Source organism: Stenotrophomonas sp. (assembly GCF_031995405.1).
Taxonomy (GTDB): Bacteria; Pseudomonadota; Gammaproteobacteria; order Xanthomonadales; family Xanthomonadaceae; genus Stenotrophomonas.
The window spans coordinates 1-12,674 of record NZ_DAMAGC010000120.1 but is presented as its reverse complement, the minus strand read 5'-3'; the positions used below and the strand labels follow the sequence as shown (position 1 = coordinate 12,674).

Here is a 12,674-nt window from a genome sequence, read left to right as displayed (position 1 = left end):
GGAGCCGCCGATGCGACCGACCCGCCTGTGGGCACTGCTGCTTGCCGCCGTTGCCCTGCCTGCCGCCGCCGAGCCGATCCTGCTCGAAAACGCCCGCGTCTTCGATGGCCAACGCGACCTCGGGATCACCCCGGTGCTGATCGATGGCGCCCGCATCGTGCATGTCGGCACGCCGCTGCCGGCCGCCGCCACCGGCGCGCGCCGCATCGACTACACCGGCAAGACCCTGCTGCCGGGGCTGGTCAGCGACCACGCACACGTCGGTAACACCCGGGGACTGGCGCACGGCGACCGCTTCTACACCCGCGACAACGTGGTGCGCGACCTACGCCAGTTCCAGCGCTACGGCATCACCACCGTTACCGCGCTGGGCATGAACGGCGCGGACTTCTTCGCCATCCGCAAGGCAGTCAACGCCGACCCCGGGCTGGGCGCACAGCTGTACGGCGCCGGCGGCGGCATCGGCGCTCCGGATGGCGCGCCCCCGGCCGACAGCATGGGGCTGAGCCACGATCCCGTCGCGCGTCCGCGCAACGCCGAAGAGGCGCGTGCGGCCGTAGCCACCCAGCAGGCCGATGGCGTGGACCTGATCAAGCTGTGGGTGGACGACATGGGCGGCAAGCGGCCGATGATGACGCCGGAGGTGTATCGCGCCGCCATTGCCGAAGCGCACGCGCGCGGCCTGAAGGTCGCCGCGCATATCCATGATCTGGCGCAGGCCCGCGATCTGGTGGATGCCAAGGTCGACATCCTTGCCCATGGCATCCGCGACCGCGCGATCGACCCGATGCTGGCGCGGAAGATGCGCGACCAGGGCACCTGGTACATCGCCACCGTGGCCATCGACGAAGCCAACTACTGGTATGCCGAGCATCCGCAGTCCCTGCAGCAGCCGTTCCTGCGCACGGCGTTGCCGGCCGACGTGCTGGCGCGCTGGTCGCAGCCGGCGTGGCAGCGCGCGCAGCTGGCCGGCAGTGGCATACCGGCCGCCCGCCAGGCCGTGGCGACCAACCTGGACAACCTGCGGCGCCTGCATGCGGTCGGGGTCAAGCTCGGTTTCGGTACCGATGCCGGGGCCATGCCGCAGCGGGTGATCGGGTTTGCCGAACATCGCGAACTGCAACTGCTGGTGCAGGCAGGGCTGACCCCGACCCAGGCGTTGCAGACCGCCACCGCCCAGGCTGCCGACCTGCTCGGCCTGGCCGACCGTGGCCGCATCGCGGCCGGCAAGCGTGCCGACCTGCTGGTGTTGGACGCCGATCCGCTGGCCGATATCGCCAACAGCCAGCGCATCGGTGCGGTCTGGCAGGCCGGCCAGCAAGTGGCCGGGCCGATCACGGAATGACGAACGCCTTCCCGGTGCCAGGACGCTCAGCCACCAGACTCAGCGCCCGGTCGTGACGGGCGCCCTCTCGATGCTGCGCAGATGCGCCTGGAAGTCAGGCAGCAACAGGCGATTGCCGTAACCGCTCAGGTGGTCGCCGTCGAAGTACAGCGGGTGACCGTCGCGCGTGGGCAGGCAGACGCGGCCGGGACACAGGCGCGGCAAGGGGTCCCAGATCGTGACACCCGGCACTGCCGCGGCAACCTTCTGCATGCCGGTCAGCACCGGGGACCGCAGCTCCTCGATGTCACGACGGTCGATCGTCATGCCATTGACGCAGATCGGGTTGTGTCGATTGAACACATCCGAACATCGATAGGGGGGCGCCGGCAGCAGCGGCTTGGGCGCTTCCAGCACGATCCGGATGCCACGCGCGGCCAACGGGCGCAGCTCGGCGATCCAATGGTCAACCTCGGCAGCGCGGTCCACCGCGGCGGCATCGTTGAACTGGGCCGCCCAGACCAGCTTGCGGTCGAACAACGCGTACTGTTCCGAAAGGCGTGGCAATCGCAGGCCCGCCAGCAGGACCACATCGCCCGGCCTGGCCCGGTTGTGGATGTCCTTGAGCACCTCGCGCACATACGCATCGCAGGCCGGGTTGGGGCCGTGCCAGCCCTGCAGCCCCACCAGCGCGCAACCGCCACTGCTGTAGAGCCAGCTCGTTCCACCTTCGAGCACGGCAAGTCGCTGAAGCATTTCGTGGTATGCCAGGGCATGGGAGTCGCCCGCGACAAACAACTGGCGACGGCTGGTGGGCCGTCCCGGGCAGCGATCGCGCTCGTACAGTCGCGCCTCGCCCGACGCTACCGGTACGTAGCTGACCTTGATGCGGCAATCGGGGTATTCCCGCTTGAGCCCATCGGCATAGGGGTACCAATCCAGCGGGGCACGGCTGACCACGCTGAGCGAGGTGTACTTCTGCGTCCTCACCAGCACCGTCTGCGCGGCTGCCCCCAGCACGAGCACCGTCAACCCGAGCGCGACCCAGCGGGCGTTGCTCATCTTCCAGCGCGCGCCGTGGCGCAACGGCTGCTCCACCCATCGCCACGACAACCACGACAGCACCAGCACGCAAAGCAGTGCGCTTGCTCCGGTCGTTACGGTGTCCAGGCCCACCGTCCAGCGGAACAGCACGAACACCGGCCAGTGCCACAGATACAGCGAATAGGACATGCGCCCGATGATCACCATCGGCGCGGTCGACAGCGCGCGGCCAACCAGGCCACCGGGAGACTGCTGAAGCAGACCAAGCAGGCCCAAGGCACCCAGTACGGGCCACAGCCCATCGATCCACGGCGAATGACCAGGACGCGCGGCCCACAGCCCGTAGCCCAGGGCACATAGGCTCACCAACAGCAGTGGCGAGCGCCACGACAGTCGAGAAGAGGGCGCGGCGGGGGGATGGAAGCGACCTGCCAGCGACAGCAGCTGGAACAGCAGCACGCCGGCACCCAGCTGCCAGAAGCGGGTCGTGGTCAGATAGAAGGCATCGATCTCATGGCCACCCTGGTGCGCGCGGAACACTGCGTAGAGCAGCGAAGCGCCCGTCGCGACAGCGAACAGACCCAAAGAAACCCGCTTTCCGCCAAGCCCCTTGGGCCAGGCCAGGAACAGCATCGGGAACAGCAGGTAGAACTGTTCTTCCACGCCCAGCGACCAGGTGTGGGTGTAGGGATTGAACTCGGTCTTGGGCGAAAAATAGTCGTTTCCGGTACTGGCCAACACCCAGTTGCTCAAGCCGACAAAGGCCATCCTGCCGGTCTTGTCGCTGGTTTCGCTCAGCCAGGATTCGGGAATCAGCAAGGCGCTGAAGGTGGCTGTCAGCAACAGGCACACGACCAGTGCAGGTGCGATGCGGCGCATGCGTCGTGCATAGAACCGCAGCAGACCGTCCCATCCGCCGACTGCGGGCAGGCGGTCGACCGATGCGCTCACCACGAAACCGGAAATGACGAAGAACACGTCCACGCCGGTGAACCCGCCGGGCAACCAGCTGGCCTTGAGGTGATAAAGGATCACCGCCAGCACGGCAATGGCACGCATACCGTCGATGTGCGGGAAATAACCGGAGTTGCGATCCTGCATGGCACTGCTCCTGACAGGAAACGGGCGCCTGACGGCGCCCGTGACATTCAACAACGATGGAGTGGAATCACCAGACCAGATCGTCGGGCACCTGGTAGGCCGGATCGGCGTACGGGTCTTCCTCGGCGGTGGCATTGGGGTCCACGCGCAGGGCTACCGACGGGGCGAACACCGCTTCGGCCTCGTCGAGCACGGCCGCGGTCACCAGCAGGTAGCGTCCGTTCTGCTGCAGCACGCCCAGCTCGCCGGCGTTGAGCGCCTTGAGCTGGTCGGCGTTGACGTAGATGCGCTTGATCTTGCCGCCGTAATTGAAGTGGCGCGCGATCTCGGCGGCGGCGTCGTTCAACGACTTGCCTTCGAGCAGCACGTCCAGCTTGGCCTTGGCTTCGCGACGCAGGCGTGCCTCTTCCTGCTTGACGCGCTCGGCTTCGATGCGGTCGTCCTTTTCCTTCTGCGCACGGATCGCATAGGCCTTGGCCAGGTCGATATCCTCGCGCGAGCGCGGCTTGCCCTGGCCGGCATTCTGGCCCTGGCCGGGACGGCCGCCGCCGGGACGGCCCTTGCCGTGCGGGGCACGCCGCGCGGCATCGCCTTCGCGCGGCGGGCGCGCGGCGTCGCCGGGCCTGGCCGGCGGGCGGGCGCCCTGCGGTTTGGTGCCGGGCCGGCCATCGCGGCGGGCATCGGGCTTGCGGTCGGGTTTGCGTTCGGGCTTGGGCGCGGCTTTGAAGCCGAGGCCCAGCAGCTGGTCGCGGAGGGTATCGCTCATGAGTGGTCGATCAGTAATGCGGGGGCGGTGGTTCTTCGCCCGAATCGGAATACAGCGCGTTGCGGACCTTGCCCAGGTCCTCCAGCAGCAGGCGGGTCAAGTCGGCGTTGCGGCTGCCTTCGATGCGTGCATCGGCCAGCGCTTCGCTCAGCTCGGCAAGCGCCTGCTCCTGGAAGGACACGCGCATTTCCAGCTCGATCAGGCGCGCTTCCAGCGCCTGTTCACGCGATGAGGGGGTGGAATCATGCATGCAGCGAACGTCCCCGGCCAATGCCGTAATAGGCCAGGCCCGCGGCTTCGATCTCCTGCGGGTCGTACAGATTGCGGCCGTCGAAGACCACCGCGTCGTTGAGCATCTCGCGCAACCGGGCGAAATCCGGACTGCGGAACTGCTTCCATTCGGTCACCACGACCAGCGCATCGGCCCCATCGAGGGCGTCGTAGGCGTTGTCGCAGAACACCAGGTCATCGCGCTCGCCGAAAATGCGGCGCGCTTCCTCGGTGGCTTCCGGATCGTAGGCGCGCACGTGCGCACCGGCGTCCCACAACTGAGCCAGCAGGCGCCGGCTGGACGCCTCGCGCATGTCGTCGGTATTGGGCTTGAATGCCAGGCCCCAGACCGCGAAGGTCTGGCCACGCACGCCTTCGTCCTCGCCACGGTCGTAGTGGCGCTGGATCAATTCGTACAGATGCCCCTTCTGCGCCTCGTTGACCGCCTCCACCGCATTGAGCAGCCGGGGCTCATGCCCGTACTGCTGCGCGGTGCGGGCCAGCGCCTGCACGTCCTTGGGGAAACACGAGCCGCCATAACCGGCGCCCGGGTAGATGAAGTGCCAGCCGATGCGCGGATCCGACCCGATGCCCTGGCGGACCTGTTCGATATCGGCACCGACCTTCTCGGCGATGTTGGCGATTTCGTTCATGAACGAAATCTTGGTCGCCAGCATCGCATTGGCGGCGTACTTGGTCAGCTCCGCCGAGCGCACATCCATTTCAACCACGCGGTCGTGGTTGCGGTTGAACGGCGCGTACAGGCGGCGCATCAGCGCCACCGAATCGGGGTTGGAGGCCCCCACCACGATGCGGTCCGGCCGCATGCAGTCGGCGACCGCGTCGCCCTCCTTCAGGAATTCCGGGTTGGAGACCACGTCGAACGCGATCTCCACCCCACGGGCGGCCAGCACCTCGGCGATGGCCGCGCGTACCTTGTCGGCCGTGCCTACCGGCACGGTCGACTTGTTCACCACCACGGTCGGCACGCGCATGTGCGTACCGATCGTGCGGGCCACGGCCAGCACGTACTGCAGGTCGGCGCTGCCGTCCTCGTCCGGTGGCGTGCCCACGGCGATGAAGATCACCTGGCCATGCGTGACCGCGCTGGCGGCATCGGTGGTGAAGGCCAGCCGCGATGCGGCGTGGTTGGCCTTGACCATCGGCTCCAGGCCCGGTTCGTAGATCGGGATGACGCCCTGGTTGAGGCCATCGACCTTGGCCTGGTCGATATCGACGCAGACCACCTGATGGCCGACGTCGGCCAGGCAGGTACCCGTGACCAACCCGACATAGCCGGTACCGAAAATCGCGACACGCATGTCCGTGGTGACTCCAGTTGCGATTACGGCAGGACGTTGAGCAGTTCGACGTCGAAGGTCAGCGTCGCGTTCGGCCCGATCGGACCGCCCGGCGTACCCTGCTCGCCATAGGCCAGCTCGCCCGGGATCCAGAAGCGGTACTTGGCACCGGTCGGCATCAGCGAGACGCCTTCGGACCAGCCCTTGATCACCTGGTCCAGACCGAACTCGATCGGCTGGCCGCGCTCGTAGCTGCTGTCGAAGACGGTGCCGTCCAGCAGCTTGCCTTCGTAGTTCACGCGGACCTTGCTGGTCGGCATCGGACGCTCGCCCGAACCCGGACGCAGCACCTGGTACTGCAGGCCCGACGGGGTGGTGACCACGCCTGGCACGGTCTTGTTCTTGGCCAGGAAGGCATTGCCCTCGGTCCGGTTGGTACCGGCCTTGGCCGACGCCTGGGCCTGCATTTCAGCCTGCTTGCCGGCCATGAACCCTTCCAGCGTGGCCTTGGCCTGCTCCGGGGTCATCTTGGCGGTGCCCTTGTTGAACGTGGTCCCGATCGCGTCGAACAGCGCGTCCAGGTCCAGATCGTCCTTCAGCGGCGCCAGCGACGGGCCAACCGCGTAGCTGCCCAGCATCAGGCCGACCTTTTCACGGTCCACCTTCGGCGCCGGGGTACCCGGGGCCACGCCCGGCACCGGCTGGCCACTCTTGGCGGCCATGGCTTGGCGCAGCGCGCCATCGGTCTTCTGGGCTTCTTCCTGGCTGATCAGCGGCTGCTTGCCTTCAAAGGCATTGGTGATGCCGCGACGCAGTGCCGCCAGATCGATCTCGCTGGAGATCGGGGCGAACGAGTTGGCCACATCGATGCCGATGGCGTAGCCGAGCTTTTCCCGTTGGGAGTTCAAAGCGGAGGTCTCCTTGACGGCCGCACGCGCGGCCGGTTGTTGCGACATCACGGTACCGGTGGCACCCATCGCCAGAATCAGAACCGACGCCGCGGCGCCGCGCATTCCCATCTTCATTCGCTGCTTTCCTGGAAGTGACTGGACGCCGACGTCGGCGCGAAAGCGTTCATTGTCGCACGCACATGCGAGATGTCGAGGACGTCAGCGCTTCGCAGCCGTGACGGACAGCTCACGTTCGATCGCCGCGACCAGCGCCTTGTCGTCCGGCTTGACCTTGCTAGGGAACTGCGCGACCACCCGACCGTCGCGCGAGACCAGGTATTTGTGGAAATTCCAGCCCGGCTCGACCCCGGTGGCGGCGGCCAGGCGCTGGTACAGCGGCGTGGCCTCCGGCCCGGTGACCTGTACCTTCTGGAACATCGGGAACTTGACCCCGTAGGTCAACGTGCAGAACTCCTGGATCTGCGCCTCGCTGCCCGGTTCCTGGCCCTTGAAGTCGTTGGACGGGAAGCCCAGCACCGAGAAGCCGCGCGCCGCATATTTCTGCTGCAGTGCTTCCAGGCCTTCGTACTGCGGAGTGAAACCGCACTTGCTGGCGGTATTGACCACCAGCAGCACCTTGCCGCCGTACTGCTTCTGCAGGTTGACTTCGGCCTTGCCCGCCAGCGGCCGGTAGCTCAGGTCCAGCAGGTCGGCGGCGTGGGCGCCGGCAGTGGCCAGCAGCCCGCCCAGCAGCAGCGTTGCGCCCCAGCGGCGGGCGCGATCAAGACGGGCGCGACGCGGGGATGGCACGGAACGGGTCTGGCGCATTGCAACACTCCACGAAAAGGACGGACAAGGGGAAAACGTGCCTGGCAGGGCGGCGGAGAACGCCGTCAACGGGGCGTTTCGCACTATATCACCGGCACTTTTGCGCCTGCGCGCCCTGGCCCGCCACGCCCCGTGGCGCCGCCGGAGGCAGCCGTGGATGGAGAGAAGCGTGGGGGTTCCGGCACGAACATTCGTCGACCTTGCCGACTTTGGCGGCGTCACCTGACCCCGCCCCGCCTCCCCCGCGTTCACCTGAATAGCCACATAGGCTGACCTACCATTGACGTGGCTGAATGAAGGCGCACCCCGCACCGCCACCGATGACACCGTGAATACTTTACCGATCAACAACTTGAGTAAGCGCGGCCGGCGCTGTCACACCCCTGCCATCAGTTGGGGACGTCACCCTGTTGCACTTCGGCGTGCCGGTGTTATAGTTGCATACAACACCAGTCACCTGATGCAGGGTAAGCCCATGAACCGCATGCGCCGCCACCACTCCGCCAAAGCCGTCACCGCCGCCTCCGCGCTGCTGTTGCTCGGCTGGCTGGGTGCCCCTGCCAGCGAGGTCGGCCAGAGCGCCGCCTCCGGTGCGTTTGAAAGCCCGCAGGACGCAGGTGTCATCGAGGCAGGGACCGCCAACGGCGCCCCCACGCCTCCCCGCCGGCTGCACAGCTCCCTGTCCATGCCTTACTTCTCATTCGCACAGTCGCTGAACCCACGGAGCTGACCATGAGCGATATCCAATGGAGCGATGGCGCTCCGATCTACCGTCAGCTGAAAGAACGCGTGATCGCCATGATGCTTGACGGCATCATCAAGCCTGGCGACGCCCTGCCCTCGGTCCGGCAGGTTGCCGCCGAGTACCAGCTCAACCCCATCACCGTATCGCGCGCTTACCAGGAACTGGCTGACGAAGGCCTGGTCGAGAAGCGCCGCGGACTGGGTATGTTCATGACCGAAGAAGCGGCCACGCAGCTGCGCAGCAGCGAGCGCGACCGGTTCCTCAATGAAGAATGGCCGCTGGTGCTGGAGCGCATCCAACGCCTGGGCCTGAACCTCGACGAATTGCTGCCCCAGGGGAAATCCTCATGAATGCCGTTGCAAGTGATGTCGTCATCTCCGCCCGCGGCCTGCGCAAGGCCTATAAACAGACCGTGGCGCTGGACAACACCAGCTTCACCATCGCCCCGGGCCGGATCACCGGCCTGATCGGCCCCAACGGCGCCGGCAAGACCACCCTGCTCAAGGCCCTGCTCGGCCTGACCACGGTGGAAGGCGAGCTGCAGGTGCTGGGCCTGGACCCGGCCGTGCAGCGCAACGCACTGATGAATGATGTGTGCTTCATCGCCGACGTGGCGGTGCTGCCGCGCTGGATGAAGGTGCGCGAGGCGATCGATTTCGTCGCCGGCGTGCATCCGCGCTTCGACCGTGCCCGCTGCGAGCGCTTCCTGGCCTCGACCAAACTGCAACCCAGGCAGCGCGTGCGCGAACTGTCCAAGGGCATGATCGTGCAGCTGCACCTGGCACTGGTGATGGCCATCGACGCCAAGGTGCTGGTGCTCGACGAGCCCACCCTCGGCCTGGACATCCTGTACCGCAAGGAGTTCTACCAGCGCCTGCTGGAAGATTACTTCGACGAACAGAAGACCATCATCGTCACCACCCACCAGGTCGAAGAGATCGAGCACATCCTCACCGATGTCATGTTCATCCGCGACGGTCGCATCGTGTTGACCACCGACATGGAAGACATCGGCGACCGCTACAGCGAAGTGCTGGTGTCGGCCGATGCACTGGAGGCGGCGCGTGCGCTGCAGCCGATCGATGAGCGCGCCCTGCCGTTCGGCAAGACCGTGCTGTTGTTCGACGGGGTGCCGCGCGCCCAGCTCACGCCCCTGGGCGAGATCCGCAGCCCGGGGCTGGCGGATCTGTTCGTGGCCATCATGAAGGGAACCTACGCATGAACACCGTCCACCACCATCCCATCAGCAAGGCCAGCACCTTCAAGTGGCTGCTCAAGCGGGAATACTGGGAGAACCGCGGCGGGTTCCTGTACGCGCCGTTGATCGCCGGGGCCATTTCGCTGGTGATGAGCCTGGTCGGGATCCTGTTCGGGCTGCTGGCCATGAACCGTGCGGCCAAGAGCGGCGGCATCGTGATCGACAACGAAAACGTCAACGTCAACGGACTGGACCTTGGCCTGCTGACCCAGAAGCTCGATGCCGAGGCCCTGCACAACCTGGCCAACGGACTGGACCTGACGCTGATCCTCAGTTCGCTGTGGCCATTCATCGTGCTGGCCTTCGTGGTGTTCTTCTACTGCCTGGGCGCGCTGTACGACGACCGCCGCGATCGCAGCATCCTGTTCTGGAAGTCGCTGCCGCTGTCGGACACCCAGACCGTGCTGTCCAAGGCGCTGAGCGCCCTGCTGGTGGCGCCCTTCATCGCGGTGATCGCCTCGATCCTGACCATGTTCGGCTTCCTGCTGATCATCAGCGTGGTCGTGCTCACCCATGGCGGCGACCCGATGACGCTGATCTGGGGCCCGGCCAGTCCGTTGAGCATCGTTGCCGGCCACCTGTCCTGGATTCCGGTGTACCTGCTGTGGGCGCTGCCGAGCGTGGGCTGGCTGCTGCTGTGCTCGGCCTGGGCCAGGACCAAGCCGTTCCTGTGGGCGGTGATGCTGCCACTGTTCGCCGGCATCATCGTCAGCACCACCCATCTGATGACTGCGTTCGACAGCACCAGCGGCTGGTTCTGGAAGAACATCGTCGGCCGCCTGCTGCTGGGCACCCTGCCGGGCAGCGATGTGTTCTACCGCGCCGACCAGCTGCGTGCGGTGATCGGTGACCGCGACAACCTGGTCGCCGCGCTGGCCCCCTCCAACCAGCTGGCCGCCCTGAGCCTGCCCGACATCTGGATCGGTGCTGCGGTCGGCGTGGTGTTCATCATCCTCGCCATCCGCCTGCGTCGCCGCGCCGGCGAAATCTGACCGACGTTCGTTCCCGACATCCTTCTGGAGCCTCACATGATCCGCACCCTCGCTGTCGCTTCCCTGTTGTTGCTGCCGCTGTCCGCCTTCGCTGCCGAGCCGCAGTGCAAGTTCAACGAACCGCGCGACCTCAAGCTCGACCTGGCCGGCGCGAAGGCGGTGGTGTTCGAGGTCAACCAGCACGACCTGGTGCTCACCGCCGGGCCGGGTCCGGCCCAGCTCGGCGGCCGTGCCTGCGCCTCCAACGCCGATTGGCTGCGCGAGCTGACGGTCACCCAGCAGAAGGTGGACGGCAAGCTGATCGTGCGGCTCAAGCGCGAGGTCGGGCCCGGCTTCGCCTTGAGCGGCAACAGCTACGCCTATCTGGACCTGCGCGGCAGCGTGCCGGACACCCTGCTGGTGCAGCTGAAGGTCGGCTCGGGCGATGTCAGCGTCACCGGCGCCCATTCGCTCAGCGCCGATGTGGGCTCGGGCGACATCAAGCTGCAGGACATCAAGGGCCTGGTCACCGCCGCGATCGGCTCGGGCGATGTGATCCTCGATGGCGCCGGTGCGCTCAACGTGCTGTCGGTGGGCTCGGGCGATTTCAAGGCGCGCAACGTGCGCGGCAATGCCAAGGTCGGCACGGTCGGTTCGGGTGACCTTGAACTGGACACCATCCAGGGCAACGTCGAACTGGGCACCATCGGCTCCGGCGATGCCGACCTGCGCCAGGTCAAGGGCAACGTGAGCGTCGGCAACGTGGGTTCGGGCGACGTGGACCTGCGCGGCATCGGCGGCAATGTCGCGGTCGAACGCCATGGCTCGGGCGATGTCACCGTGCGCGACGTCGCCGGCGACCTCACCGTGTCGCACAGCGGCAGTGGCGAGGTGCGCCATAGCGGCGTCGGCGGCCGCGTGCAGCTGCCCCGCGGCAAGTGACCTCCCCTACTTCATCCCAAGGAATGCGCGCATGACCACTCGACTGCTGCTGCCCGCCCTGCTGCTGTGCCTGCCGCTGGCCGCCTGCGGCAACCATGACGCCGGCAAGGCCGATCCGGCCACCGGCAAGACCGCCTCGGCCACCGCCGACACCACGGTCGGCAAGACCGTGCAGGACGCCACCGACAAGGCGCGCAAGGAACTGGCCCAAGGCAACATCAAGATTTCCAACGACCAGTCCGACAAGGCCGAGATCACCCCGCAGGGCGAACTGCTGATCAATGGCAAGACGATCCCCACCACCGCCAGCCAGCGTGCCCTGCTGCTGGATTACCGCAAGCAGATCGAGGCGATTGCCAGCGCCGGCATGGACATCGGCGTGGCCGGTGCCAACCTCGGCGTGAAAGCCGCCGGCGAGGCGCTCAAGGGCATTTTCTCCGGGGATACCAACGGCATCGAGGAACGCGTGAATGCCGAAACCAGCAAGATCGAGGAAAAGGCCAAGCAGCTGTGCACGCTGCTGCCGGAAATGATGAACAAGCAGCAGGCACTCGCGGCCGCGCTACCGGCCTTCAAGCCCTATGCCACGATGGACCAGGGCGACATCGACGACTGCGGCAAGTAGGCGACGGGGCTGCGACGTTCGGTCGCAGTCGGGTCCATACGCACGGGGGGAGGACTACACTAGTCCTCCCCTTTTTGCTGTGCGCTGCCTGCCATGAAGAAGCTGTGCCTGCTGCTGTTCGCTCTGTTCTGTCTGGCCGCCACGGGCTGCGACCAGGAATACCGCAACCACCGCGCCGAGCGCAGCAAGCCGAAGATCACGGTCAGCGACGGCATGCTGACGGTGCGTCGCGCGCCGGCGCCGAACATCATCGTGCTGCCCAACGGGCACATGAAGATCGACGAGATCGAGATTCCGCTCGACGCCAGCCAGCAGGCGATGCTGCAGGGCATGTTCGGTCAGCTGCAGGTGCTGCGCCAGAACACGCTCACCGACGCGCCGCCGGACCCGGCCAAGCGTTCGGTCAAGATCCAGGTCCCCGACGGCATGCAGCCGATTCCGCCGGACCTGGTGCAGCGGATTCCGGAGTTCAAGGATTACACCGAGACGTTCGACAACCTGCAGGCCGATCGGCACTGACGGTCTGGTAGCGCGGGGGTCGGCGGGTCGGGCACTGGGCCCATACCAGCGGGGGTCGGCGGGTCGGGCGCTGGGTCCCCATGCCCTTTC

The 12,674-nt window shown here is 66.6% G+C and carries 14 protein-coding genes; 8 read left to right on the top strand and 6 right to left on the bottom strand.

Annotation, left to right across the window (positions count from 1 at the left end):
* Nucleotides 1-1,345 (top strand): amidohydrolase family protein (locus RTO53_RS16565; RefSeq protein WP_312238830.1); only part of this gene is annotated, 1,345 nt, incomplete at its 5' end.
* Nucleotides 1,346-1,384: 39 nt separating this feature from the next.
* Here RTO53_RS16565 and RTO53_RS16560 read toward each other — a convergent pair.
* From RTO53_RS16560 to RTO53_RS16535, 6 genes are all read right to left on the bottom strand, one after another.
* Nucleotides 1,385-3,469, bottom strand: coding sequence for an acyltransferase family protein (locus RTO53_RS16560; RefSeq protein ID WP_312238829.1), 2,085 nt, complete (start codon nt 3,467-3,469; stop codon nt 1,385-1,387).
* Nucleotides 3,470-3,536: 67 nt separating this feature from the next.
* Entirely contained in the window at nt 3,537-4,235 is a 699-nt protein-coding gene (locus RTO53_RS16555) for a DUF2058 family protein (protein ID WP_312238828.1), read from the bottom strand.
* 10 nt (nt 4,236-4,245) lie between these two features.
* Nucleotides 4,246-4,485, bottom strand: coding sequence for a SlyX family protein (locus RTO53_RS16550; RefSeq protein ID WP_256774567.1), 240 nt, complete (start codon nt 4,483-4,485; stop codon nt 4,246-4,248).
* Nucleotides 4,478-5,827, bottom strand: a complete 1,350-nt coding sequence (locus tag RTO53_RS16545) for a UDP-glucose/GDP-mannose dehydrogenase family protein (RefSeq protein WP_312238827.1) — start codon at nt 5,825-5,827, stop codon at nt 4,478-4,480. The genes RTO53_RS16550 and RTO53_RS16545 overlap by 8 nt, the downstream gene beginning before the upstream one ends.
* 23 nt (nt 5,828-5,850) lie before the next feature.
* Nucleotides 5,851-6,831, bottom strand: coding sequence for an FKBP-type peptidyl-prolyl cis-trans isomerase (locus RTO53_RS16540; RefSeq protein WP_312238826.1), 981 nt, complete (start codon nt 6,829-6,831; stop codon nt 5,851-5,853).
* A gap of 84 nt (nt 6,832-6,915) precedes the next feature.
* Nucleotides 6,916-7,524 (bottom strand): glutathione peroxidase, encoded by a 609-nt coding sequence (locus tag RTO53_RS16535; protein WP_312238825.1) that lies wholly within the window; start codon nt 7,522-7,524, stop codon nt 6,916-6,918.
* Between the two features lie 475 nt (nt 7,525-7,999).
* Between RTO53_RS16535 and RTO53_RS16530 the strand changes: the two genes are divergently transcribed.
* The 7 genes from RTO53_RS16530 to RTO53_RS16500 all read left to right on the top strand — a co-directional run bounded on the left by RTO53_RS16530 (nt 8,000) and on the right by RTO53_RS16500 (nt 12,584).
* Nucleotides 8,000-8,254 carry a hypothetical protein gene (locus tag RTO53_RS16530; protein ID WP_312238824.1) on the top strand — a complete coding sequence of 85 codons (255 nt, stop codon included), beginning with the start codon at nt 8,000-8,002 and terminating at the stop codon, nt 8,252-8,254.
* Between the two features lie 2 nt (nt 8,255-8,256).
* Nucleotides 8,257-8,619 (top strand): GntR family transcriptional regulator, encoded by a 363-nt coding sequence (locus RTO53_RS16525; RefSeq protein WP_019185943.1) that lies wholly within the window; start codon nt 8,257-8,259, stop codon nt 8,617-8,619.
* Entirely contained in the window at nt 8,616-9,491 is an 876-nt protein-coding gene (locus RTO53_RS16520) for an ABC transporter ATP-binding protein (protein ID WP_256774572.1), read from the top strand. Before RTO53_RS16525 ends, RTO53_RS16520 begins: the two co-directional genes overlap by 4 nt.
* Nucleotides 9,488-10,519 carry an ABC-2 transporter permease gene (locus tag RTO53_RS16515; protein WP_312238823.1) on the top strand — a complete coding sequence of 344 codons (1,032 nt, stop codon included), beginning with the start codon at nt 9,488-9,490 and terminating at the stop codon, nt 10,517-10,519. Before RTO53_RS16520 ends, RTO53_RS16515 begins: the two co-directional genes overlap by 4 nt.
* A gap of 36 nt (nt 10,520-10,555) precedes the next feature.
* On the top strand, nt 10,556-11,440 hold the full coding sequence (locus RTO53_RS16510; RefSeq protein ID WP_312238822.1) for a DUF2807 domain-containing protein: 885 nt from the start codon (nt 10,556-10,558) through the stop codon (nt 11,438-11,440).
* A gap of 31 nt (nt 11,441-11,471) precedes the next feature.
* Nucleotides 11,472-12,065 (top strand): DUF2884 family protein, encoded by a 594-nt coding sequence (locus RTO53_RS16505; protein WP_312238821.1) that lies wholly within the window; start codon nt 11,472-11,474, stop codon nt 12,063-12,065.
* 93 nt (nt 12,066-12,158) lie between these two features.
* Complete coding sequence (locus tag RTO53_RS16500; RefSeq protein WP_312238820.1) at nt 12,159-12,584, top strand: hypothetical protein; 426 nt, start codon at nt 12,159-12,161, stop codon at nt 12,582-12,584.
* The last annotated feature ends 90 nt before the right edge of the window (nt 12,585-12,674 follow it).